A 23,176-nucleotide genomic window follows, 5' to 3' on the forward strand; every position below is an offset into this window, starting at 1 on the left:
GAGCCATCATGTCCAGCGATCCGGAGCAGATCCGGCACGACATCGAGCACACCCGAGCCGAGTTGAGCAACGACGTCGACGCGCTGTCCCACAAGGTGAACCCGCGCCGGATCGCCAGCGTCCCGGTGACGCGCGCCCGCGGCCGGCTCAGCCGCATCGTCGACCGGGTGATGGGTACCGCGAGGCACACCCGGGACGTCACGATGCACCAGGCCCACGACGTCGGCCACCGCGTCTCGGACACGGTGCACCAGGGAACCGGGGCGGTGTCGAACGCGGCGCACCAGACCTCGGACGCCGTGTCGAACGCGGCGCACCAGACCTCGGACGCCGTCTCGGCGGCCGGGCATCGCGCGCAGTCGCTCGCCCACGCCTCGAAGGAACGGGCCGAGGGCAATCCGCTCGCCGCCGGGGTGATCGCCTTCGGGGTGGGCATGCTCGCCTCCGCCCTCCTGCCACCCAGCCGGAAGGAACAGCAACTCGCCGAGCGTGCCCGGCACGAGGCCATGGAACACGCCGACCAGGTGAAGCAGAAGGCCGGCGACGTGATGCACCAGGTCCAGGACAACCTGCGCGAGCCTGTGCAGGAAGCGTCGCAGGCGGTCAAGTCCACGGCCTCGCGGGGCGCCGCCACCGTGCGCGAGGCGGGCACCGAGCAGGCCCAGCACGTACGCGACGACGCGCGTCAGGCGTCCCAACGGTTCTAGGACGCGTCGCACGCGCTCGACACCGCGTCCGCCCTGGGCAGCCGACCCGGGGCGGACGCGTGTGGTCGCTCGCCGGCGCCTGCGACGGGCTTGCCGCGCTCGACTACCTTGATCCACACCCCTGCTGGGAAAGGTGTCGAGCGCATGCCCATCGGCTTCACCCTTGCGATCATCAGCGCGATCGTCGCGGCGGTCGCCGCCGCCGTCGCCCGCTTCGGGCCGGCGCGGACCGTAGGACGTACCGGTGCGTTGGTGGCGCTGAGCGCCCTGCTCGTGGCGGTAGGTCTGCTCGCCATGTCGAGCGCCCACTCCGTCCCGATCCGCTCGGTGGGCATCGTCACCAGCTTCGGCAAGCCGACCGGTGAAATCACCGGCTCCGGCCTGAAGTGGGTGATGCCGTGGCAGCGGGTCGGCGAGTGGGACGCCGGGCGGCAGAAGTACGACCACATCGGCACCAACCAGTGCGTGCGGGTGCGTACCGGCACCCTGGCCGACGCCTGCGTGGAGGTGCTGGTCGAGTGGCAGGTCCAGCCGGAGAACGCGCCCAAGCAGTTCATGGACTACAAGGGCGACTTCGACAGCTTCCGGGGGCAGCGGGTCGGCGTCCAGCTCGACAGTGCGGTGAACGACGCCTTCGCCACCTACAACCCGTTGGAGCGCATCGACTCGCGGACCGGCAACCTGAACGTCGACCTCAAGCCCTTCTCCGAGAGCATCAAGTCCAACGCCGAGGGCCGGCTGGCCGACGATGTCGAGATCCTGTCGGTCACCATCACCCGGGTCAACCACGACGAGAAGACCGAGGGCAACATCAAGGCGTTCCAGGACAAGCTCGCCCAGACCCGAAACCTGGAACAGGACCGGCGCAACGCCGAGATCCAGAAGCAGATCACCGAGACCAACGCCAAGGTGGACAAGGTGACCCGCTGCCTGGAGATCGCCGAGAAGAACGGCAGCACGCCGGGGCTCTGCATCAACCCGGGCATCGTCACCGGCAAGTGAGGCACCGGGTCACCGCCCCGCCGGCACACCGCTGCGCTGGTGGTGCCGCCCGCCCTCGCCGGTCAGGTGGCGAGGACGGGCGGCGGGCGCCGGCCGCACACCGGCGAGCCGTCCGGTGCGGCGAGGGTCGGCGCGGTCAGGAGGTGAGTGCGTCGAGGGCCAGGTCGACGTCCTCAACGGTGGAGTAGAGGTGGAAGGAGGCGCGGACCCGGCCGGCCCGCACCGCCGCGCGTACCCCGGCACGTTCCAGCTTCTCCTGCGCGCCCGGCACCTCGACGGTGACGATCGCGCTGTTCCCCGGCGGCTGCCCCAGCCCGGCGAGGAACCGGTTGGCCAGCGCCACGTCGTACGCCCGCACCTGCTCGACCCCGATCTCCAGCAGCAGTTCCAGCGCCGGGGCCGCGCCCACCCAGCTGAACCAGGCCGGCGAGAGGTCGAACCGGCGGGCGTCGTCGGCCAGCCGCAGCGGCGGACCGTAGTAGGAGGCGTGCGGATCGCGACCCGCGTACCAGCCGGCGGCGTCGGGCCGCAGCCGGTCCCGCAGCTCGGGCGCCAGGTAGGCGAACCCGGTGCCGCGCGGACCCATCAGCCACTTGTAGCCGCCGACCACCACCACGTCGGCGCGGGCCGCGTCGAACGGCAGCCAGCCGCAGGCCTGGGTGGCGTCCACCGCGACGAGGGCGCCGTGGGCCCGGGCCGCCGCGACGATCTCGTCGTACGCGGCGACCGTGCCGTCGGCGGACTGCACCAGGCTGAACGCCACCAGGTCGGTGCCGGCGTCGACCGAGGCGGCCAGTTCATCCAGCGGGACGGTACGGACCTCCACCCCCCGTTCCGCCTGCACCAGCCAGGGGAACAGGTTGGAGGTGAACTCGACCTCGGGGACGACCACCCGAGCGCCGGTGGGCAGCGCGGCGGCGACCGGTGCCAGCAACTGGGAGACCCCGACGCCGACCGCGACGTCGGCCACCGGTACCGCGACCAGCCGGGCGAACGCCGCCCGACACCGATCGGTCGCGTCGCCCCAGTTCTCCCACGACCCCCGCCCCGCCCGCCACGCGGCCAACGCGTCCTGCAACGCGTCCCAGGCCGGGTCGGGCGGCAACCCGTAGCTGGCGGTGTTCAGCCAGCCCGGCTGCGGTTGCCACAGCTTCTGTGCCTGCTCCAGTTCCACGCCCCGACGCTAGCCGCCCTGGCAGCCACCCCTAAGCGCCAATCCCACCCCCGTGGCCCCCACCCCCCACCCCACCCACCCGCTCCTGTTGATCATGGGGTGGGAGGTAGCCCGGGGGGTACCGGGTCAGGTGACGTTGGCGGGGCCTAGGACGCTTTTCAGGTCGGCCATGAGGGCGGTGGTGGCGGCCACTCGGACCGGGCTCAGGCGCAGGGTGGTGGTACGGGTGCCGTTGAGGAGTTTGACGTGCACCTCCGCGTCGCCGGGATGCAGCACCAGGGTCTCCTTGAGCCGTTCCACCAGCGGCGGGGTGCAGCGGGTCACCGGGATGGTCAGGGTGACCGGCTTGTTGGCCGTGCTGGTACTGACGTCCGGCAGGGACATGTCCATCGCCATGATGCGCGGGGTGTCGTCGCGCCGGTCGACCCGGCCCTTGACCACCACGATCGCGTCCTCGGCGATGTACTGCCCGATCACCTCGTAGGTGTTCGGGAAGAAGAGCGTCTCCACGCCACCGGCGAGATCCTCCAGGGTCGCCGAGGCCCACGCCCGCCCCTGCTTGGTGACCCGTCGCTGCACGCCGGAAAGGATGCCGGCCAGGGTGACCACCGCGCCGTCGGGCACCGTGCCCTCCTCCGAGAGCGCCGCGATGGTGGTGTCGGCCGCCGCTCCGAGGATGTGTTCCAGCCCGAACAGCGGATGGTCGGAGACGTACAGGCCGAGCATCTCCCGTTCGAAGGCGAGCTTGTCGCGCTTGTCCCACTCCCCCTCGGCGATGGTCGGCATGACCGTGGTGGTGGTCGCCGTCTCGGTGTCACCGAAGCCCGCGCCGAACAGGTCGTACTGCCCGACGGCCTCCTTGCGCTTGACGTCGGCGTACGCGTCGATGGCGTCGGCGTGCACCGCGAGCAGGCCCTTACGGGGATGCCCCAGCGAGTCGAAGGCCCCCGCCTTGATCAGGGATTCGATGGTCTTCTTGTTGCAGACCACCGCGTCCACCTTGGACAGGAAGTCGTAGAAGTCGGCGTACTCGCCCTTCTCCTCGCGGCAGCGCATGATCGCCGTGACCACGTTCGCGCCGACGTTGCGGATCGCGCCGAGGCCGAAGCGGATCTCCCGGCCGACCGGGGTGAACGGGCCCGCCGAGGTGTTCACGTCCGGCGGCAGGACCTGGATGCCCATCCGCCGGCACTCCGACAGGTACATGGCCATCTTGTCCTTGTCGTCGCCGACGGAGGTCAGCAGCGCCGCCATGTACTCGGCCGGGTAGTTGGCCTTCAGGTAACCGGTCCAGTACGACACCAGGCCGTACCCGGCGGTGTGCGCCTTGTTGAAGGCGTAGTCGGCGAACGGGACGAGGATGTCCCAGAGGGTCTTGATGGCCTCGTCGGAGTAGCCGTTGCTCTTCATCCCGTCGCGGAACGGAATGAACTCCTTGTCGAGGACCTCCTTCTTCTTCTTGCCCATCGCGCGGCGCAGCAGGTCGGCCTTGCCGAGGCTGTACCCGGCGAGGACCTGGGCCGCGCGCTGCACCTGCTCCTGGTAGACGATCAGGCCGTAGGTGGGGCCGAGGATCTCCTCCAGGGGCTCGGCCAGCTCCGGGTGGATCGGGGTGATTTCCTGGAGCCCGTTCTTGCGCAACGCGTAGTTGGTGTGCGAGTTGGCGCCCATCGGGCCGGGCCGGTACAGCGCCAGGACGGCGGAGATGTCCTCGAAGTTGTCCGGCTTCATCAGCCGCAGCAGGGAGCGCATCGGCCCGCCGTCGAGCTGGAACACGCCGAGGGTGTCGCCGCGGGCCAGCAGCTCGTACGTCGGCTTGTCGTCCAACGGCAGCTTGAGCAGGTCCACCTTGCGACCGTGGTTGAGCTCGATGTTCTTGAGCGCGTCGTCGATGATGGTCAGGTTGCGCAGGCCGAGGAAGTCCATCTTCAACAACCCGAGCGACTCGCAGGTCGGGTAGTCGAACTGGGTGATGATCGCCCCGTCGGCGTCGCGGCGCATCAACGGGATGTGCTCGATGATCGGCTCGGCGGACATGATGACGCCGGCGGCGTGCACCCCGGTCTGCCGGATCAGCCCCTCGATGCCCTTGGCGGTGTCGATCACCTTGCGGACGTCGGGGTCGGACTCGTACAGGCCACGGATCTCGCCGGCCTCGGCGTAGCGGGGGTGCTTCGGGTCGAAGATGCCGGTCAGCGGGATGTCCTTGCCCATCACGGCCGGCGGCATCGCCTTGGTGATCCGGTCGCCGACCGCGTACGGGTAGCCGAGCACCCGCGCCGAGTCCTTGATCGCGGCCTTGGCCTTGATGGTGCCGAAGGTGGCGATCTGCGCGACCTTGTCCTCGCCCCACTTGTCGGTGACGTACTTGATCACTTCACCGCGCCGACGCTCGTCGAAGTCGATGTCGACATCCGGCATGGAGACCCGCTCGGGGTTGAGGAACCGCTCGAAGATCAGCCCGTGCGGGATCGGGTCCAGGTCGGTGATGCCCAGGGCGTACGCGACCAGGGAACCGGCCGCGGAACCACGGCCGGGACCGACGGCGATGCCCTGCGCCTTGGCCCACTGGATGAAGTCGGCCACCACGAGGAAGTACGACGGGAAGCCCATCTGGATGATGACGCCCAGTTCGTACTCGGCCTGCACGACGTGCCCCTCGGGGATGCCCTCCGGGTAGCGGCGGGCCAGCCCGGCGAAGGTCTCCTTGCGGAACCAGGACTCCTCGGTCTCCCCCTCTGGCACCGGGAACCGCGGCATCAGGTTGCGGAACTCGAACATCCCGGTCGGGTCGACCCGCTCCGCCACCAGCAGGGTGTTACGGCAGCCCTCCAGCCAGGCGTCGGAGCCGTCCACCCCACGCATCTCGTCGGCGGACTTGATGTAGTAGCCGCTGCCGCCGAACTTGAACCGGTTCGGGTCGGCGACGTTGCTGCCGGTCTGCACACAGAGCAGCACGTCGTGCGCCTCGGACTGCGCCTCGTGCGTGTAGTGCGAGTCGTTGGTGACCACCGGCGGGATGTTCAGCTTGCGGCCGATCTCCAGTAGCCCGTCGCGTACCCGCTTCTCGATGTCCAGGCCGTGGTCCATCAGCTCCAGGAAGTAGTTCTCCTTGCCGAAGATGTCCTGGTACTTCGCGGCGGCCTCGAGTGCCTGCGCGTCGTGGCCGAGCCGGAGCCGGGTCTGCACCTCGCCGGAGGGGCAGCCGGTGGTCGCCATCAGGCCGTCGGCGTACTGGGCGAGCAGTTCGGTGTCCATCCGGGGCCACTTGACGAAGTAGCCCTCGGTGTAGGAACGCGAGGTCAGCGCGAACAGGTTGTGCAGGCCGGTCTTGTTGCGTGCCCAGATCGTCTTGTGGGTGTAGCCACCGCTACCGGAGACGTCGTCGCTCTTCTGCTCCGGCCGGCCCCAGCGCACCCGCTGCTTGTGGAACCGTGACTCCGGCGCCACGTACGCCTCGATGCCCAGGATCGGGGTCACGCCGGCGGCCATCGCCTGCTTGTAGAATTCGTTCGCGCCGTGCATGTTGCCGTGGTCGGTCATCGCCACCGCCGGCATTCCCTGCCGCTTGACCTCGGCGAACAGGTCCTTGAGCCGGGCCGCCCCGTCGAGCATCGAGTACTCCGTGTGCACGTGCAGATGCGCGAACGAATCGCCCATGCGGAGGCCCCCCCGGGTCGGATGATCGAGTCGGTCGGGGCTAACCCTAACCCCGTCGCCGTCGGCCACTCCAGCGCGCCGCGCGCCCGTCGCCGGGCCGGTCCGTGTCGGCTGGTGGACTCGGGGCCGGACACGCCGACCCGCACCGGCGTAGCCTGAACGCCCACCGCAACACCGGGTGAGCACGGGACGGTGCGATGGCCCTCGCGGACGGAATCGACGACCTGGCCGGAGCCGCGGCTCGCGGCGATCCGGCAGCCCTCGACGCCCTGCTGGCGGCGGTCCGTCCGGAGGTGCTGCGGCTGTGCGGCCGGCTCCTGCCCAACCGGGAAGACGCGGAGGAGGCCTGCCAGGACGCGCTGCTCGCGGTGGCGCGGGGCATCGACCGGTTCGAGGGCCGCTCGTCGTTCCACACCTGGCTGTACCGGCTGACCGCGAACCGGGCCCGCTCGACCTACCGGAGCCTGCGCCGACGGTGGCTGCTGGAGGCCGCCGGGACGCCGCTGCCGGACCGGCCCGACCCACGCCGCACCAGCGTCGTCGCCGGTACCCGACTTGACCTGCTGGAGGCGCTCGACGCGGTCCGACCCGAACTGGCCGAGGTACTGACCCTGCGTGACGTGCTCGACCTCGACTACCGCGAGATCGCCGAGCTGCTCGACCTGCCCGAGGGAACGGTGAAGTCCCGCATCCACGAGGCCCGCCGGCAGGTCCGGCGACGGCTCACCGGTGCCGGCTGACCCGCCCGGCCGGCGCCGCCCGACCGCGCCGGCGCTGGCCCTGGCCGTCGTGCTCGTGGTGGGTACCGCCGGCTGCGCCGACGAGCCCGTCGCGCCGCTGCCGGTACGCCCACCGGCTGCCGGCAGCGCCCCGCCACCGGTGCCGTCCACGCGGGCGACGACCGAGGCGAGCCGGACACGAACCGGCCCGCCGCCGGTGACCGCGACCACCCGACCTGCCCCGGTGCCTCGCATCCCCGCCACCCGAAGCGGCACCCCCGCTCCGTCGCCCACGCCCACGCCCACGTTGTCCGAGGTCTGCCTCGGTGCGGTCCGGTACGAGCTGTCCCTGTCCGACCCCGGGCCACTGCCGTCGTCGCTCTGCTTCGCCACCGGCGGGGTGCTGCGGCTCCGGGACATCGGCCCGGGCGAGGTCACCGTCGACCGCGAGGAGCTGGTGGACAGCCATTACGAGGCCGGCGTGGTCGACCTGCGGTTCGTCCGGAGCGGCACCGTGGAGGTGTTCGTTCCGCGCGCCGCCGGCACGGACGTGATCACGGTGGTCGTGCGCTGACCTGCTGTCGCACCCCTACCCCGTCGAGCAACGCGTCCACGAACTCGTCACCGCCGCCGGGCGGGGGCACGACCTGCGCGTAGAGCAGTCCGGCGGCGGACAGGGCGGCGGCCTCCACCAGCACCGGGCGTCCGGACGGGCAGTCGAAGCGGGCGACCACCCACTCCAGGCCACCCCGCAGCGCCCGCCGTGGCGGGACGGGGGTGCAGTCGGCATGCGGCTGCTCGGCGACGAACGTGCCCGCGTCGCTGCGACGCGCGGCGGTCGCCGACAACCCGAGGAAGGCGCCCGGCACGCTCGGGTCGGTGGCCCACCGGCGCGGCTCGGGCGAGATCACCAGGGCCGGTTCGAGTCGCCCCGACGCGTCGTACCGCCCGGCCCATCCGGTGCCGGCCGCCCGCCAACCGGCGGGCAGCACCACGCTGAGCGGACCGCTCGTCGCCGTGTCGCTGGGCGTCGCCGAGTCCCCCGCCACCGCACCCCCCGCCCCCACCAGGACCACCGTCAGCGCGACCGCCCGCAACCACGGCGACCGCCTCAGGCCCGCCACCACCGGACCCGCCGCACCCGACGCCATCGCGGTCGAAGCCACCGCGCCCGACCCCATCGCGGTCGAAGCCACCGCGCCCGACCCCATCGCGGTCGAAGCCACCGCGCCCGACCCCATCGCGGTCGAAGCCACCGCGCCCGGTGCCGCCGTGCCTGGCGCCGTCGCGCCCGGTGCCGCCGTGCCTGGCGCCGTCGCGGTTGAACCCGCCGCGCCCGACGCCGATGCGGTCGAAGCCGCCGCGTCAGCGTCAGCGATACCGGCTGCCGAGGGCGCCCACGGCCCGGTGTCCACGCCGGTCGGTTCCCGGCTCTGCCGCGCCGCCCGCAGCAGCGCCGCTCGGAACGCCTCGGCGTCGGGGTACCGGTCGTCCGGGCGTTCGGCGACAGCCCGACGCAGCACCCCCGTCACCGCCCCCCACCCCTCACTCACCCTCCCCGCGCCGCCCGCGATCTTGGTCGCAATGTGCCCCTGCGAGGGCTGTTTCGTACCAAGATCGTCAGGGTGGGCCGACGGCGCGAGCAGTCGCAGACCGAGTCGACCGAGGGCGTACACGTCGGCACGTTCGTCGACGATCGCGAGCGGGTCGTCCTGCTCGGGTGCCATGTAACCGGGTGTGCCGGCGCGCATGGTGAGGCCCGAGGCGACGGCGAGCGCCTTGGCCAGGCCGAGGTCGGCGATGAGCACCCGCTCGCCGTCGGCGGCCGAGCGGAACAGGATGTTGCCGGGCGTCAGGTCGCGGTGCACCACCCGGTGCCGGTGCAGCACGGCCACCCCGGCGGCGATCTCGGCGAGCAGGTTCAGCGCGGTCGCCCGGGGCAGCGGCCCGGTCGCCAGCCGCTCCCGAAGGCTGCCGCCGTCGGCCCAGTCCAGCACCGTGTAGGGCCGTCCGTCCGCCAACTCCCCCACCAGGCGTACCCGGATCAGCCGGTCGTCCGCCATCCGGCGCAGCAGCCGGGCCTCGTCCAGGAAGCGTTCCCGGACGCGTACGTCGTGGTGCCAGTTCTCCGCCAACACCTTGATCGCCACCCGGGTGTCCGCGACCGGGTCGTACGCCAGCCAGACGGTCGCGAACGATCCCACCCCGAGCAGCCGCTCCACCCGGTACTCCCCGATCCCCTCCGGCACCCCCACCCGCCCCCGCCCCTCCCGGCCCCATCACCAAGCCCCCGCCCCTCCCGCCACCCTCCCCCTCCCCCACCCCCACAGCAACCACCCCACCCCTCCCCACCCCCTCGCCCCGCGATCTTGCACTTTCTGTCGCCGCACAACGGTCCATAAGCCGCATCACGGCGAACGAAACTGCAAGATCGACGCGCTGGGGTGGGCGGGGCCAGGACGGGGCGAACTGCGGGGGTGGGTGCGGAGACGAAGGGAGTAGGAACTCGATGCCGAGGAGGCGATTTCTGTGCACCGTCTCGTGTATGTCGCTGTCGCGACTGTCCTGGCCCTCGTCGGGGCCGCTCCGGCCCGTGCCGCACTCCCACCTCGTCCGGTCGCTCCGGAGGTGACGGCCGCGTATCCAGCGGTCGGCGCCACCCGCGTCACCACCGCCAGCATCACCGTCACTGGCAGCGCCAGCGGCACCGGCACCGGCACCGGCACCTACGCAAGCACCGGCCGGTCGGTCACCGGGTGGAGCGGCCGCCTCGGCGTGCCTGCGTCCGGCACCGACGTGTTGAGCGTGCGGGGTGCCGGCCCGTACCGGATCGGCACCAGCCTCGACCGGCTCACCGCCGCCGGACTGATCGACTGGTCCGTCGCCAGCTGCGACGGTGTGGTCGCCGCCGGTGCGACCGGTGCCTGGGCGGGTGTGATCCTGCTGGCCTTCCGGCACGGCCGGCTGGTCGAGGTGAACACCGCCACCGCCCCGCCCTACTCCCCCGCCGGAGCGGGAGTCGGCATGAGCTTCACCGAGTTGGAGACGATCTACGGTCCGCGCGGTGACCTGATCCGCAACGACGCGGGCACCGCCACCGCGTACCTGGTACGGGTGGGCTCGCGGGTGGAGCTGTTCACCGGGCACCCGATCCGGCCCGGTGTCGGTGCCTTCCAGGTCGGTACGGCGTCCTTCGTGGAACGCCGCTTCCGGCAGGGCAGCACCTGCTGAGCGGCGAATACCGGAGTGACGACGCGGGGCGTCCGGAGAACCGGTCGCCCCGCGTCGCCGGGTACGGGGTGCTTCCGTCACACGATGTCGGGGTCGGCAACATCGTTGGGTGATGGACAATAGTGTGTGTCACACAGTATGGTGTGACACATGGTCAGCGATGACGTCCTACGGACCCACCTACAGGAGCTACGCCGGGGCACGGTGGTGGTGGCCAGCCTGGTCGCCTTGCGCCGGCCCGACTACGGCTACGCCCTGCTGCAACGCCTGACCGGGCACGGCTTTCCGGTCGACGCGAACACCCTCTATCCCCTGCTGCGGCGACTCGAGGAGCAGGGGCTCCTGACCAGCGAGTGGAACACCGAGGAGAGCCGACCGCGAAAGTTCTACCGCACCAGCGAGTCGGGCGAGCAGGTGCTCCGACGCCTGCTCGACGACCTCTCCGCCGTACAGACCTCCCTGGCCACCCTGATCGAAGGAGCCCCCCGATGACCTCCCTGACCGACCGCTACCTGGCCGCGACCCTGCGCTCGGTGCCGACCGGCCGACGCGAGGAGATCGCCACCGAACTGCGCGCCTCCATCGACGACATGATCGACGGCCGGACCGCCGCCGGGCAGGACGCCGGAACGGCCGAACGCGAGGTGCTGACCGAGCTGGGTGACCCGGCCCAGCTCGCCGCCCGCTACGCCGACCGTCGGCTCCAGCTCATCGGCCCCGCCTACTACCTGGCCTGGCAACGGCTGCTGATCCTGCTGCTCAGCATCGTCCCCGCCATCGCCGGGGTGGCGGTGGGGGTGGTCCAGGCCACGACCACCGACAATCCGGCCGGCGCGATCGGCACGGGCGTGAGCGTCGCGTTCAACGTCGCGGTGCAGATCGCCTTCTGGGTGACCCTTGTCTTCGCGGTGATGGAACGCCTCGGCACCCCGCTGAACCTGCCCGACTGGAGCGTCGACCAGCTTCCCGACCACCCCGCCGAACGGGACGTCACCCTCACCGACGTGTGCGCCTCGATCGTGTTCCTGGTGCTGCTCATCGCCTTTCTGCCGTGGCAGCAGTTCCAGTCGGTGGTCGCGCCCGACGGCGAGCGCCTGCCGATCCTCGATCCGGCGCTGTGGACGATCTGGCTGCCGCTGTTCCTCCTCGTCCTGGTCGCCAACATCGCGCTGGAGATCGCCAAGTACCGTGCCCGTCGGTGGACGTGGCCGCTCGTCGGCGTCAACGCCGTACTGAACCTTGCGTTCGCGGTGCCGACGATCTGGCTGCTGCTCGAAGACCGGCTGCTCAATCCGGATTTCGTCGCTCGTTTCGCCTGGCTGCGTGACGGCGGTCTCGACACGGTCGCCCGGATCAGCATCGTGGCGATCGTCGCCATCACGATCTGGGACACGGTCGACAGCGCGGTCAAGGCACGTCGGTCCGCGCGCTGAGCAGGAGCGGGCCTGGACCAACAACCGTACGATGATCAGCGGAAGAACCGACACGCACCGAGGGAGCGGCCGTGGAAGTGATCATCGGACTGGTGTGCCTGGTGTTGATCGTCGTGGCGGTGGTCGGCTTCGGCGTCTCGATCTACAACGGGCTGGTCCGGGCCCGCAACGCGTACCGCAACGCTTTCGCCCAGATCGACGTGCAACTCGTCCGGCGGCACGACCTCATCCCCAACCTGGTCGAGACCGCCAAGGGCTACCTCAAGCACGAACGGGAGACGCTGGAGGCGGTGATCAACGCCCGCAACGCCGCCGTCAACGCCCAGGCCAACGCGGCGGCGGCACCCGGTGACCCGGCGGCGATGCAGCAACTCAGCGGCGCGGAGAACGCGCTCACCGCCACCCTGGGTCGGCTGTTCGCGCTCTCCGAGGCGTACCCGGACCTCAAGGCCAACCAGAACATGATGCAACTGTCCGAGGAGCTGACCTCCACGGAGAACCGGGTCGCGTTCGCCCGGCAGGCGTACAACGACGCGGTGATGGCCTACAACAACAAGCGCGAGGTGTTCCCGTCCAGCGTGGTGGCGGGGATGTTCTCGTTCGGCCCGGCGGCGCTGTTCCAGCCGGACGACCCGCAGCAGCGCCAGGCGCCGCAGGTCTCGTTCTGATCGGGCCCGCATGAACTTCTTCGAACGACAGCGCCAGGTACGCCGGCTGTCGACCCGGTTGGTGCTGCTGTTCCTGCTGGCCGTGGTCGGCATCGTGGTGGTGGTGAACCTCGCGGCGGTGTTCGCCTTCAACGCCGCCGCCGCCGACCCCGGCGAGCTGGCCGGGTTCGTCGCCATGGTCACCGTGGCCACGGTGGCCGCGATCGGGCTGGCCGCCCTGGTGCGTACGCTCGCGTTGCGCGGCGGCGGTGGGAAGGTGGCCCGCGAGCTGGGCGGGGTGCCGGTGCCGGCGAACACCACCGACCCGGAGCTGCGCCGCCTGCGCAACGTCGTCGAGGAGATGGCGCTGGCCTCCGGCGTACCCGTTCCCGAGGTCTACGTCCTGCCCGAGGAGACGGCGATCAACGCCTTCGCCGCCGGTTGGACCCCGTCCGACGCGGCCGTCGCCGTCACCCGGGGTGCGTTGCAGCGACTCAACCGCGACGAACTCCAGGGCGTCATCGCCCACGAGTTCAGTCACGTCGTCAACGGCGACATGCGGCTCAACATCCGGCTGATGGGCCTGCTGTTCGGCATCCTCTTCCTGACCGTGATCGGCCGTGGGCTGGCCCGCGCCGGTGTCATCGGCGGTGGCCGGTCACGCGGCAACAACAGTGGCGGCAGCGCCGCCCCGCTTGCGCTGGTGGGTCTGGCGCTGCTGGTGGCCGGCTACGTGGGAGTCCTCGCCGGGCGGCTCATCCAGGCCTCGGTGTCCCGGCAGCGGGAGTACCTCGCCGACGCCTCGGCGGTGCAGTATACCCGCCAGACCCGGGGCATCGCCGGCGCGCTGAAGAAGATCGGCGGCCTGACCGACGGGTCCGAGCTGAAGTCTGCGAAGCGCGACGAGGTGGGGCACATGCTCTTCGGCGAGGCGGCCCGGACGTCGTGGTTCGCCACGCATCCCCCGCTGGCCGACCGGATCAAGGCCCTGGAGCCGTCGTTCGACCCGGCCGAGCTGCAACGGCTGTCGCGGCAGTGGGCGGCGGCTCCGCCGTCGGGCCGGCAGGAGGACATCGCGCTGGGTCTGGCACCGGCCGCCGCACCGAGCCAGCCGGGCGGACCGGGCCAGCCGGCTGCGGCGGGCCAGCCGGGGGCACCGGGCCAGCCGGCTGCGGCGGGGCGGGAGACGCCGGGTCGGGCGCGGCAGGCGCGGCAGGCGCGGCAGGGGCGCGGCGAGCGGGTACGCGTCGCGCCGGAGGAGGTGCTGGGCCGGGTGGCCGCGCCGACCGAGAGCGCCTACACCCACGCCGCGGCGATCCTCGACCGGATCCCCGATCCACTGCTGGACCGGGCTCGCGATCGGGAGGCGGCCGTACCGCTGCTGCTCGGCCTGCTGCTCAGCGCCGAGCCGGAGGTCCGGCAGCACCAGCACGCCGCGGTGGCCCAGCGGCACGGCCACGGCCTGGCCGACGGCGCGCTGCACGCCGCGGACGACCTGGCCGACCTCCCCGCCGAGCTGCGGTTGCCGCTGGCCGAGCTGGCCTTCCCGGCGCTGCGTGAGCGTCCCGACGCCGAACTTGAGTCACTGCTGGCGGCCGTGTTCACGTTGATCCACGCCGACGGCGCGATCAACGTGACGGAGTACTGCCTGTCCCGGCTGCTGCTGGCCGAACTGGAGGAGTCGTTACGGCCGGACTCCCGGTGGCGTACCGACCGGCGCAAACTCACCGACGCGCGCTCGGCGGCGGCCGCCCTGCTGGCCATCCTCGCCCAGGTCGGGCAGCCGGACCAGCTGGAAGCGGAGCGGGCCTTCCAGGCCGGCGTCGCCACGCTACTGCCGGGCACGAACCTGCCGTACGCGCCGCCGGAGAACGGCGTGCTCGCCCTGGAGACCGCCTGGCCGGTGCTGGACGGTTTGCGGCCGGCCGACAAGGAACGGCTGGTGGCGGCCACCGTCGCGGTGATCAGCCACGACGGGACCATGACGGTGCCCGAGATCGAGTTGCTGCGGACGATCTGCGGCCTGCTGCACTGCCCGCTACCACCGATGGTCGGCGAAGGCGCCGCCTGACCCGCCTCCCAAGGTCCGGCCCGACCGGCAGCGGCGGTGTCGCCGTGAGCAGCCGCGCCAAGCCGCGCCAAGCCGCGCCAAGCGCCGCCGAGTCGACGGTTGGCTGCCCCACTGCAGTCCACCACAGCCGGACACGGAGAGTAACTTCACTGTGTGTGACACCTGCGCGACCCACCCCTATCCCCCTGCGCACGCTTTGCTCTGCTTCAACCCACGCACAGGAGGCTTGAGCAGGCATGTCATGCCAGCCTGAAGTTGCGCGTACATCAATCGCTGTTACCTATCGTGATGATTGCGTCGGTTGAAGCAGAGCAAAGGGCGTGCGGGTCAGGAGGTGGGGGTAGGCCGGGCAGCACTGTCGGTGAGGGCCAGTGCAGCGGGCAGAAGCCAGGCGAGGCCGCGCAGGCTACGAAGACCGCGAGGGTTGCGGGGTCGCCGAGTGTTGTGCGGGCGGGCCAAGGGCGGTTGGGCGGTGGTCGATCTGGCCCGAAGCTGCGGGCGAGGGGCAGGGGCGAGGGGCAGGGGCAGGGGCGAGGGGCGAGGGGATGGCATGCTGCCCAGGGTGACCAGCGAGACGGCCGAGTGGCGGCCCGCCGAGATCAGTGACGAGTGGCGGCAGGGCGAGACCGGCGAGGAGTGGCGGCGGCCGGGGCCGACGCCCGAGCAGCGGCGGATCGACCTGTACCTGGGGCTGGCCGCGACGGTGCTCGCCCTGCTCAGTTTGACGTTGGCCCGCAGCACCGGGACGTTCCTCCTCGGACCGCCGCCGTCCGGCATCGAACAGCTCATCTGGACCGTGGCCGTGCCGCTGCCGCTGGTGTGGCGACGCCGTTTCCCCGCCATCGCCGCCCTGGCCGTGTCGGCCGCGTTCATCGGATCGCAGGTCCGCGCCGTGCCCGAGTGGCAGCTCTCCTCCTGGGCGCTGTTCATCGCGATCTACACGCTGGGCGCCTGGGGTCGGGACCGACGGCTGTCCCGGCGACTGCGGATCGGCGTGATCGCCGCCATGTTCGGGTGGCTCGGGATCTCCTACACGATCACTTTCAGCAGGCTCACCGAGAACGCCTTCGCCGACGCCGTCGGCCCGGTGCCGCCGGTGCTCGCCGCAGTCGTCACCGGCGTCCTGGTCAACGCGCTGTACTTCGGCTTCGCGTACTTCTTCGGCGAGACCGCCTGGGTCGCCGCCCGCCGCCAGCACCAACTGGCCGAGCAGGCGGAACGGCTGCGCCGGTCGCAGGCCGAGGTACGTGAGCACGCCGTGGTCGGCGAGCGGGTCCGGATCGCCCGCGAGCTGCACGACGTCGTCGCCCACCACGTGTCGGTGATGGGGGTGCAGGCGGCGGCCTGCCGGCGGGTCTTCGACAAGGATCCGGCCAAGGCCCGTACCGCCCTCGCCTCCATCGAGGAGACGGCGCGGCAGGCGGTGGACGAACTGCGTCGGATGCTGGGCGTGCTGCGAGCCCGCGACGGCGACTCGGACCGCGCCGGGCAGCCGGCCGGGATCGACCAGATCGCCGCCGTGGTGGAGCGGGCCGGTGAGGCCGGGCTACGCGCCACCCTGGGGGTGTACGGCGATCCGCAGCCGCTGCCCGAGTCGGTCTCCCAGGCCGCGTACCGGGTGGTGCAGGAGGCCGTGACGAACGTGCTGAAGCACGCCAACGGAGCGAGTCTGCTCGACGTTCGGATCCGCTATCTGGCGCACGAGATGGAGGTCGAGGTGACCGACGACGGCCGGGCCACCCGTCCGGCGAACACCGACGGAATGGGACTGATCGGCATGCGGGAACGGGTCACGGCCCACGGTGGCGAACTGGAGGTCGGACCGCGTACCGGCGGCGGCTGGCGGGTCCGGGTCCGCATCCCGCTTCCGGTGGGGAGCCCGGCGTGAACCCGATCCGGGTGCTCCTCGTCGACGACCACCACCTCGTGCGTACCGGTTTCCGGGTCATCCTGGAGATCGAGGACGACATCGAGGTGGTCGGCGAGGCCGCCGACGGGGAACGGGCCGTCAGCATGGCCCGCGCGCTCCGCCCGGACGTGGTGCTGATGGATGTGGAGATGCCCGGCGTCGACGGACTGGAGGCCACCCGGCGGATCAGTGCCGACGAGGACGAGCCGGGCGGGCCGGCCGTGCTGATGCTGACCACGTTCGACCGCGACGACTATCTGTTCGCCGCGCTCCGTGCCGGGGCGAGCGGCTTCCTGCTCAAGAACGGCACACCGGAAACGCTTGTCGACGCGATCCGGGTGGTGGCCCGTGGCGACGGCCTGCTCGCCCCGGAACTCACCCGGCGGGTGATCGCCACCTTCGCCCGTCCGGGCGGACCGCCCGGCGGTGACGTGGCATCGGGGGCGGCGCTGGGCAGTCTCACGCCCCGGGAACGGGAGGTCCTGGTGCTCGTCGCCGGGGGCGCCAGCAACGCCGAGATCGCCGGCAGGCTGCATCTGGGCGAGGCGACCGTGAAGTCACACGTCAGCCGGGTGCTGGCCAAGCTGGGCCTGCGCGACCGGGTACAGGCGGTGGTCTTCGCGTACGAACACGGGGTGGTCCGGCCCGGCGGTTGAGCGTCTCCCCCGCGAGGCGGAGCCCGGATCTCCGCCCCCGGACGGACGGCCAACCAAGATCGACGATCTAGCGTGGAGAACGTGACCAACGTGCTCCGACTCGACGGCGTCGACCGCAGCTTCGGCGACCGTCAGGTACTGCGGAATGTCTCCTTCGACGTCGTCGCCGGCCGGATGACCGGCTTCGTCGGTGGCAACGGCGCCGGTAAGACCACCACCATGCGGATCATCCTCGGGGTCCTCGCCGCGGACGCCGGCCGGGTGACCTGGCAGGGCGAGCCGCTGAGCCGGGAGGTGCGGCGGCGATTCGGCTACATGCCGGAGGAACGCGGTCTCTACCCGAAGATGAGCGCCCGCGAGCAGGTGACCTACCTGGGTCAGCTGCACGGGTTGCCCGCCGACGCCGCCCGGCGCGCCACCGACGGGTTGCTGGAGCGGGTCGGTCTCGCCGAGCGGGGTGACGACCTGCTGGAGACGCTGTCGCTGGGCAACCAGCAGCGCGCCCAGATCGCCGCCGCCCTGGTGCACGATCCCGAGGTGCTGGTGCTCGACGAGCCCTTCTCCGGCCTGGATCCGCTGGCCGTGGACACGGTCGTCGGCGTCCTGCGGGAGCGGGCCGCCGCCGGGGCACCGGTGCTCTTCTCCAGCCACCAGCTCGACGTGGTCGAGCGGCTCTGCGACGACCTGGTGATCATCGCGGACGGCGCGATCCGCGCCGCCGGCAGCCGGGAGCAGTTGCGCTCGGCGTACACCTCGCCCCGCTACGAGCTGGTGGTGGCCACCGACGCCGGCTGGCTGCGCGACCTGCCCGGGGTGAGCCTGGTGGACCTCGACGGCGCGCGCGCCGTGTTCGACCTGGCCGCCGAGGCGGACGAACAGCTGGTGCTGCGCGCGGCCCTGGAACGCGGACCGGTGCGCGCGTTCCGGCCGGTCACCCCCACCCTCGCCGAGATCTTCCGAGAGGTCGCCCAGTGAACGTCATGCAGGCCACCCGCCTGGTCGCCGCCCGGGAGATCCGGGTCAAGCTGCGCGACCGTACCTTCCTGATCAGCACCGTGTTCTTCCTGCTGCTCGCCGCGGCGGCGACGATCCTGCCGCCGCTGCTGTCCGGTGGCCCGTCCACAGTGGCCGTGACCGAGGCGGCGGCCGGCCCGTTGCGCGCGGCCGGGCTGGAAGTGCTCGCCGTACCCGATGACGCCGCCGCCGAGCAGGCGGTCCGGGACGGTGACGCGGACGCCGCGGTGGTCGCCGGCCCGGCCGTACTCGCCATGAACGACGCCCCCAACGATGTGGTCTCCGCGTTGAGCACCGAGCCCCCGGTGCGGCTGCTGAACCCGGACGCGGTCGATCCGGTGGTCGCCTTCCTGGTGCCGTTCGCCTTCGCCTTCATCTTCTTCATCACCTCGCAGACCTTCGGGGCGCAGATCGCGCAGAGCATCATCGAGGAGAAGCAGACCCGGATCGTGGAGATCCTCGTCGCCGCGGTGCCGGTCCGCGCCCTGCTGGCCGGGAAGATGATCGCCGGCACCGTTCTCGCGTTGGGACAGATCGCTCTGGTGGCCGTGGTCGCGGTGGTCGGCATGGCGTTTGGCGACAACGACACGTTGCTGTCGCTGCTCGGGCCGGCGATCGGTTGGTTCGTGCCGTTCTTCCTGCTCGGCTTCGTGCTGATCGCGTCGATGTGGGCGGCGGCCGGGGCGCTGGTCAACCGGCTGGAGGACATCGGCGGTGTGTCGATGCCGGTACAGCTCGCGGTGATGCTGCCGTTCTTCGCGGTGATCTTCCTCAACGACAACTCCACCGCCATGCGGGTGCTGTCCTACCTGCCGTTCTCCTCGCCGACCGCGATGCCGCTGCGGCTGTTCACCGGCGACGCCGCCGCGTGGGAGCTGGTCGTCTCGCTGGCTCTGCTGCTGATCACGGCGGTCGGCTTCCTGCTCGCCGGGGCCCGGGTCTACGAGGGTTCACTGTTGCGTACCAACGGCCGCACCTCGGTCCGCACCGCCTGGCGGGAGCGCGAGACGCTGGGCTGAGCCCGCCACTGCGCGTCGAGGCAGCAGTTTCCCCGAAGTTGCTGCCACGGGTGCAGACGGTCAGCGGTGGGGTGGGATGGCTGCCCAGTCCGCCGGCAGGCGGGGGACGGGCCAGGCGGGGTCGGGTTGCCAGGTCGACCAGGACTCGTCCCACCAGCGTTCACCGGCGTCGAGCCGGGCGGCGATCCGGTCACCCTCGGCGCGGATCGCCTCGCCCATGCCCGGGTAACGCCCCTCCACCAGCCGCTCGGCGAAGATCTCCACATCCTTGAAGACGTACCGGTCGGCGTCCGCCGCCCACCACAGGTCCAGCTCGTGGTCGAGAGTGTCCACCCCGATCGGGGTACGCCGGAACGGGTCCTGGAGGTTGAAGTACCAGCCGGCGAAGGCGCGCTCCGGGCCGGACCAGAACACGTCGACCGAGTGCGCCTCACCGGGCCGCTGGAGCATCAGCTTGCCGTGGCCCGTCCAGGCGGTGTGCCCGGCGAGCTGCCACGGGTGCCGCCCGCAGGGGAACTCACCCCGCTCGGGAAAACCGAACTCGGCGCCGGTGGGCAGGTAGAGCGCGAGCAGGTCGGGCGAATCCTCGACGCAGATCGTCGGACAGCCGAACCACACCTCGCCGCGCAGGATCTCCCGCCGTACGACCACCTGACCCGGTGCGAAGCGTCCGGTCACCGGCTCCGAGGTCAGTCCCCCGCCAACTCCGGCCGATGCTCCCGGATCCACGCCGCCACATCCGCCTTCCGCTACACCTTGCCCTGCATCAGGTCCGCCACCGGCTCTTTGACCCGGGTCAACCCTACGGGCAACCGGAGACTGCTGCGGCTGGCCGGGCAGCGACCGCCGACGCCGGCCGAGTTGTTCGACCGTTCCTGGGCTGGGCCGCTCCGCGCGGGACGTCAACCTCCGGGCAGCGTGCGCATGGTTCGCAGCGGGGAGAAGACGACCCAGAGCAGCCCGAGCAGGGCCCCGAGGCTGGCGATCCAGAGGGCGGGACGTACCCCGATCGCGGCGCCGAGGGTCCCACCGATCACGGCACCGATCGGCCGGATGCCGTAGTTGACGGTGCGGCGGAAACCGGAGACCACGGCGAGCATCGCCACCGGGGTGGCCGCGATCTGCACCGATCCGACCGCGATGTCGAGGACCATGACACCCAGCGCGGCGACGAACTCGGCCATGAACAGCAGCGCGAGCACCAGCGGCTGCGGCCCCGTGGCCAGCGGCACGAGGATCAGCGGAGCCGGAAAGGCGACGAAACCGACGAGCACCGCGGGGCCGATGCCGATCCGGCGACTGACCGGTCCGGTGACCACCGCGCCGAGCAGTCCGCCGACCGCGCCGGCCCCGATGATCAGGCCCAGCACACCCGGGGAGACACCCAGTTCGGTGGTCACGTACAGCACGAAGAGCGCGGCGAACATGTAGTTGAACAGGTTGAGGGTGGTGGTGCCGAGCAGCGTCGCCCGGAGGACCGTGGAGCGGGCCACGTAGCGCACGCCGGCGGCCATGCCCCGGCTGGGGCCGCTCGGTACGGGATTCTCGGTCACCCTCGTCCGGGCCAGGAAGACCGCCGAGGCCAGGTAGGTGAGCACGCCGGAGAAGAGCGCGACCGGGGCGGTGAGCACCTGCACCAGCACGCCACCGATGCTCGGGCCGGCCACGTGCGACATGGCCCTGCTGCCGTTGACCAGACTGTTGGCGTCCACGTAGTCCGCCCGCCGGACCAGGGCGGCGAAGAGGCTGCTGTGCGCCACCTCGAAGAACACCGAGAGGGTGCCGATCAGGAAGGCCACCGCACAGAGCAGCAGCAGGTTAAGTGCGTCCGCGTACCACAGCAGCGGCACGGCCAGCAGGAGGCCCGCCCGACCGAGGTCGGTGATGATCATTACCTGGCGTCGGTGCGGGTACCGGTCCACCCAGGCCCCGGCCGGCAGGGAGAAGAACAGGTTCGGCAGCAGCGACGCGGCGGTCAGGTAGCCCATCTCGGCGGGTCCGGCGCCGACCGCGAGCAGGGCCAGCAGCGGTACGGCGAGCATGGTGATCTGGTCGCCGAAGAGCGAGACGGTCTGCGCGGACCAGTAGCGGCGGAAGGCCGTCCGCCGGAGCAGCCGTGGGATGCGCGGCCGGCGCGGCGGCGCCGGTTCGGCCAGGACGAGGGGTTCGGTCACGGCCCGTCTCCACCCGCTGTCCCGGGCGGGGGTACGGCCGCTCGCGGCAACGCCATCTGAACGAAGGTGACCGGGCGGGACCCGGGCGGGCGTTTCGCCGGATCGGCGATCCGTTCGTCGTACCTGGCCAGCAGCGCGTCGATCTGTTCCGTGATCTCACTCAGCTCCGTGGCGGTGACGTGCAGCAACGCGTCGCCGAAGCCGGCGGCGGCCCGCCACTCGGCGGGCTCGTCGGCGCGGATCGCGAGGTAGTCCTGCGCGCGTTGCAGGTACAGCGCGACCATCACGCTGTTGATCTGATCCGTGGCCTCCCGCATGGCCGGATCGTCGGAGTCGTCGTCCCAGGACGTGTACTGCGTGGTGGCCCGCCAGGGCCGTTCCCGAGCATCCGCACCGGGAACGCGTTCGGCGAACCCGTACTTGGCGAGCTGGCGCAGATGGAACGAGCAGTTCGGCACGTTGTCGTCGAGCCGTGCCGCCGCCTGGGTCGCGGTCATCGGACCTTCGCCGCGCAGCAGCCCGATCAGGCGCATCCGCAGCGGGTGGGCGTACGCCCGCAGGGCGCGCGGGTCGGTCACCTTGAGCGAGCGCCGGGGTACCTCTTCGGTCATACAGTAGAGAATGCTTTAGAAAGACATCTCTAGCAAGTGCTCACCCCGCCACCCCCCGGGGAGCCGCTCTCGCAGCGTCGAGCCGCCCGGCGGGCCGACGAGGGGCACGAGAAAGGCGCCGACCGGCCGGTCGGCGCCTTCAACTCGTATCCAGGTTCAGCCGACAGCGGCCATGATCTCGTCGGACACGTCAAAGTTGGCGTACACGTTCTGCACGTCGTCGCTGTCCTCCAGGACGTCGATCAGCTTGAAGATCTTGCGCGCGCCCTCCTCGTCCAGGGGCACGGTGACGCTGGGCACCAGCGAGGACTCGGCCGACTCGTACTCGATGCCGGCGTCCTGGAGCGCGGTCCGCACGGCCAGCAGGTCGCCCGGCTCCGAGACCACCTCGAACGCCTCGCCCAGGTCGTTGACCTCCTCGGCGCCCGCGTCGAGGACGGCCATCATCACGTCGTCCTCGGTGGTGCCGGCCTTCGGCACGATCACCACACCCTTGCGGGAGAACATGTACGACACGGAGCCGGCGTCGGCGAAGGAGCCGCCGTTGCGGGTCAGGGCGGTGCGTACCTCGGTGGCGGCGCGGTTGCGGTTGTCGGTCAGGCACTCGATGAGCAGCGCGACGCCGTTCGGGCCGTACCCCTCGTACATGATCGTCTGGTAGTCGGCGCCGCCGGCCTCCAGGCCGGAGCCGCGCTTGACCGCCCGGTCGATGTTGTCGTTCGGGACCGAGTTCTTCTTGGCCTTCTGGATCGCGTCGTAGAGCGTCGGGTTGCCGGCCGGATCACCGCCACCGGTACGCGCCGCGACCTCCACGTTCTTGATCAGCTTGGCGAACATCTTGCCGCGCTTGGCGTCGATGACCGCCTTCTTGTGCTTGGTCGTCGCCCACTTTGAGTGGCCGGACATCTGTTACCTCCGTTGCTACCCGCCGTCTGCATCGACCGCACCGAGCGCCCCGCTCCGCACCGGCGCACACGGTGGTGCCGGTCAGCTCTGGTGGAAGCAGTGGCGGCCAGATGGCCCTGCCGAATCTCGACAATCCTACCGACGTGCGGCGGGGGGGGGGGCCCCCCCCCCCCGCGGCCGCGGGCCGCCCCCCCCCCCACCCCCCAAAACGGGCGACACAACACCCCCCAGCCCGCCGACCCC

20 protein-coding genes are annotated in these 23,176 nt (G+C 71.4%); 13 read left to right on the plus strand and 7 right to left on the minus strand.

Features of this window, described 5'->3' with window-relative positions:
• Positions 1-8 precede the first annotated feature (8 nt).
• Complete coding sequence (locus tag SM447_RS07655; protein WP_474572034.1) at positions 9-707, plus strand: DUF3618 domain-containing protein; 699 nt, start codon at positions 9-11, stop codon at positions 705-707.
• A 144-nt stretch (positions 708-851) separates the two neighbouring features.
• Positions 852-1,709 carry an SPFH domain-containing protein gene (locus SM447_RS07660; RefSeq protein WP_474572035.1) on the plus strand — a complete coding sequence of 286 codons (858 nt, stop codon included), beginning with the start codon at positions 852-854 and terminating at the stop codon, positions 1,707-1,709.
• A 136-nt stretch (positions 1,710-1,845) separates the two neighbouring features.
• Here the strand turns inward: SM447_RS07660 and SM447_RS07665 are convergent, their stop codons facing one another.
• Both SM447_RS07665 and dnaE read right to left on the minus strand, forming a co-directional pair.
• On the minus strand, positions 1,846-2,883 hold the full coding sequence (locus SM447_RS07665; RefSeq protein ID WP_474572036.1) for an aminotransferase class V-fold PLP-dependent enzyme: 1,038 nt from the start codon (positions 2,881-2,883) through the stop codon (positions 1,846-1,848).
• A 126-nt stretch (positions 2,884-3,009) separates the two neighbouring features.
• The gene (dnaE, locus tag SM447_RS07670; protein ID WP_474572037.1) at positions 3,010-6,543 is read right to left on the minus strand and encodes a DNA polymerase III subunit alpha; all 3,534 of its coding nucleotides are present in this window, start codon (positions 6,541-6,543) and stop codon (positions 3,010-3,012) included.
• 197 nt (positions 6,544-6,740) lie between these two features.
• On the opposite strand from dnaE, the gene SM447_RS07675 reads away from it, so the two are divergent.
• Both SM447_RS07675 and SM447_RS07680 read left to right on the plus strand, forming a co-directional pair.
• Positions 6,741-7,283, plus strand: a complete 543-nt coding sequence (locus SM447_RS07675) for an RNA polymerase sigma factor (RefSeq protein WP_474572038.1) — start codon at positions 6,741-6,743, stop codon at positions 7,281-7,283.
• Positions 7,273-7,836, plus strand: a complete 564-nt coding sequence (locus tag SM447_RS07680) for a hypothetical protein (RefSeq protein ID WP_474572039.1) — start codon at positions 7,273-7,275, stop codon at positions 7,834-7,836. Before SM447_RS07675 ends, SM447_RS07680 begins: the two co-directional genes overlap by 11 nt.
• On the opposite strand, the gene SM447_RS07685 is transcribed toward SM447_RS07680, so the two are convergent.
• Positions 7,817-9,511 carry a serine/threonine-protein kinase gene (locus SM447_RS07685; protein ID WP_474572040.1) on the minus strand — a complete coding sequence of 565 codons (1,695 nt, stop codon included), beginning with the start codon at positions 9,509-9,511 and terminating at the stop codon, positions 7,817-7,819. The two genes, SM447_RS07680 and SM447_RS07685, sit on opposite strands and share 20 nt — an antisense overlap.
• Positions 9,512-9,890: 379 nt before the next feature.
• On the opposite strand from SM447_RS07685, the gene SM447_RS07690 reads away from it, so the two are divergent.
• The 9 genes from SM447_RS07690 (at position 9,891) to SM447_RS07730 (ending at position 19,242) form a co-directional block, all read left to right on the plus strand.
• Positions 9,891-10,493 carry a hypothetical protein gene (locus SM447_RS07690; protein WP_474572041.1) on the plus strand — a complete coding sequence of 201 codons (603 nt, stop codon included), beginning with the start codon at positions 9,891-9,893 and terminating at the stop codon, positions 10,491-10,493.
• A 150-nt stretch (positions 10,494-10,643) separates the two neighbouring features.
• The gene (locus SM447_RS07695) at positions 10,644-10,985 is read left to right on the plus strand and encodes a PadR family transcriptional regulator (protein ID WP_474572042.1); all 342 of its coding nucleotides are present in this window, start codon (positions 10,644-10,646) and stop codon (positions 10,983-10,985) included.
• Positions 10,982-11,926 carry an HAAS signaling domain-containing protein gene (locus SM447_RS07700; RefSeq protein ID WP_474572043.1) on the plus strand — a complete coding sequence of 315 codons (945 nt, stop codon included), beginning with the start codon at positions 10,982-10,984 and terminating at the stop codon, positions 11,924-11,926. The genes SM447_RS07695 and SM447_RS07700 overlap by 4 nt, the downstream gene beginning before the upstream one ends.
• 71 nt (positions 11,927-11,997) lie before the next feature.
• Positions 11,998-12,594, plus strand: a complete 597-nt coding sequence (locus SM447_RS07705; protein ID WP_474572044.1) for a LemA family protein — start codon at positions 11,998-12,000, stop codon at positions 12,592-12,594.
• A 10-nt stretch (positions 12,595-12,604) separates the two neighbouring features.
• Positions 12,605-14,644, plus strand: a complete 2,040-nt coding sequence (locus tag SM447_RS07710) for a M48 family metallopeptidase (protein WP_474572045.1) — start codon at positions 12,605-12,607, stop codon at positions 14,642-14,644.
• Positions 14,645-15,242: 598 nt separating this feature from the next.
• Positions 15,243-16,532, plus strand: coding sequence for a sensor histidine kinase (locus SM447_RS07715; RefSeq protein ID WP_474572362.1), 1,290 nt, complete (start codon positions 15,243-15,245; stop codon positions 16,530-16,532).
• The gene (locus SM447_RS07720; protein ID WP_474572046.1) at positions 16,529-17,209 is read left to right on the plus strand and encodes a response regulator; all 681 of its coding nucleotides are present in this window, start codon (positions 16,529-16,531) and stop codon (positions 17,207-17,209) included. The genes SM447_RS07715 and SM447_RS07720 overlap by 4 nt, the downstream gene beginning before the upstream one ends.
• Positions 17,210-17,290: 81 nt before the next feature.
• Positions 17,291-18,184 carry an ABC transporter ATP-binding protein gene (locus SM447_RS07725; protein ID WP_474572047.1) on the plus strand — a complete coding sequence of 298 codons (894 nt, stop codon included), beginning with the start codon at positions 17,291-17,293 and terminating at the stop codon, positions 18,182-18,184.
• A complete protein-coding gene (locus SM447_RS07730; RefSeq protein ID WP_474572048.1) occupies positions 18,181-19,242 on the plus strand; it encodes an ABC transporter permease in 1,062 nt (353 codons plus the stop codon). Before SM447_RS07725 ends, SM447_RS07730 begins: the two co-directional genes overlap by 4 nt.
• A gap of 60 nt (positions 19,243-19,302) precedes the next feature.
• On the opposite strand, the gene SM447_RS07735 is transcribed toward SM447_RS07730, so the two are convergent.
• The 4 genes from SM447_RS07735 to SM447_RS07750 all read right to left on the minus strand — a co-directional run bounded on the left by SM447_RS07735 (position 19,303) and on the right by SM447_RS07750 (position 22,933).
• Positions 19,303-19,920 carry a ribonuclease FAU-1 family protein gene (locus tag SM447_RS07735; RefSeq protein ID WP_474572049.1) on the minus strand — a complete coding sequence of 206 codons (618 nt, stop codon included), beginning with the start codon at positions 19,918-19,920 and terminating at the stop codon, positions 19,303-19,305.
• 224 nt (positions 19,921-20,144) lie between these two features.
• A complete protein-coding gene (locus SM447_RS07740) occupies positions 20,145-21,416 on the minus strand; it encodes an MFS transporter (RefSeq protein ID WP_474572050.1) in 1,272 nt (423 codons plus the stop codon).
• Positions 21,413-22,027, minus strand: coding sequence for a winged helix-turn-helix domain-containing protein (locus SM447_RS07745; protein ID WP_474572051.1), 615 nt, complete (start codon positions 22,025-22,027; stop codon positions 21,413-21,415). Before SM447_RS07745 ends, SM447_RS07740 begins: the two co-directional genes overlap by 4 nt.
• Before the next feature lie 156 nt (positions 22,028-22,183).
• Positions 22,184-22,933: a YebC/PmpR family DNA-binding transcriptional regulator gene (locus SM447_RS07750; RefSeq protein WP_474572052.1), complete on the minus strand. Its 750-nt coding sequence runs from the start codon at positions 22,931-22,933 to the stop codon at positions 22,184-22,186.
• Between the last annotated feature and the right edge of the window lie 243 nt (positions 22,934-23,176).

Source organism: Micromonospora aridisoli (genome assembly GCF_056150025.1).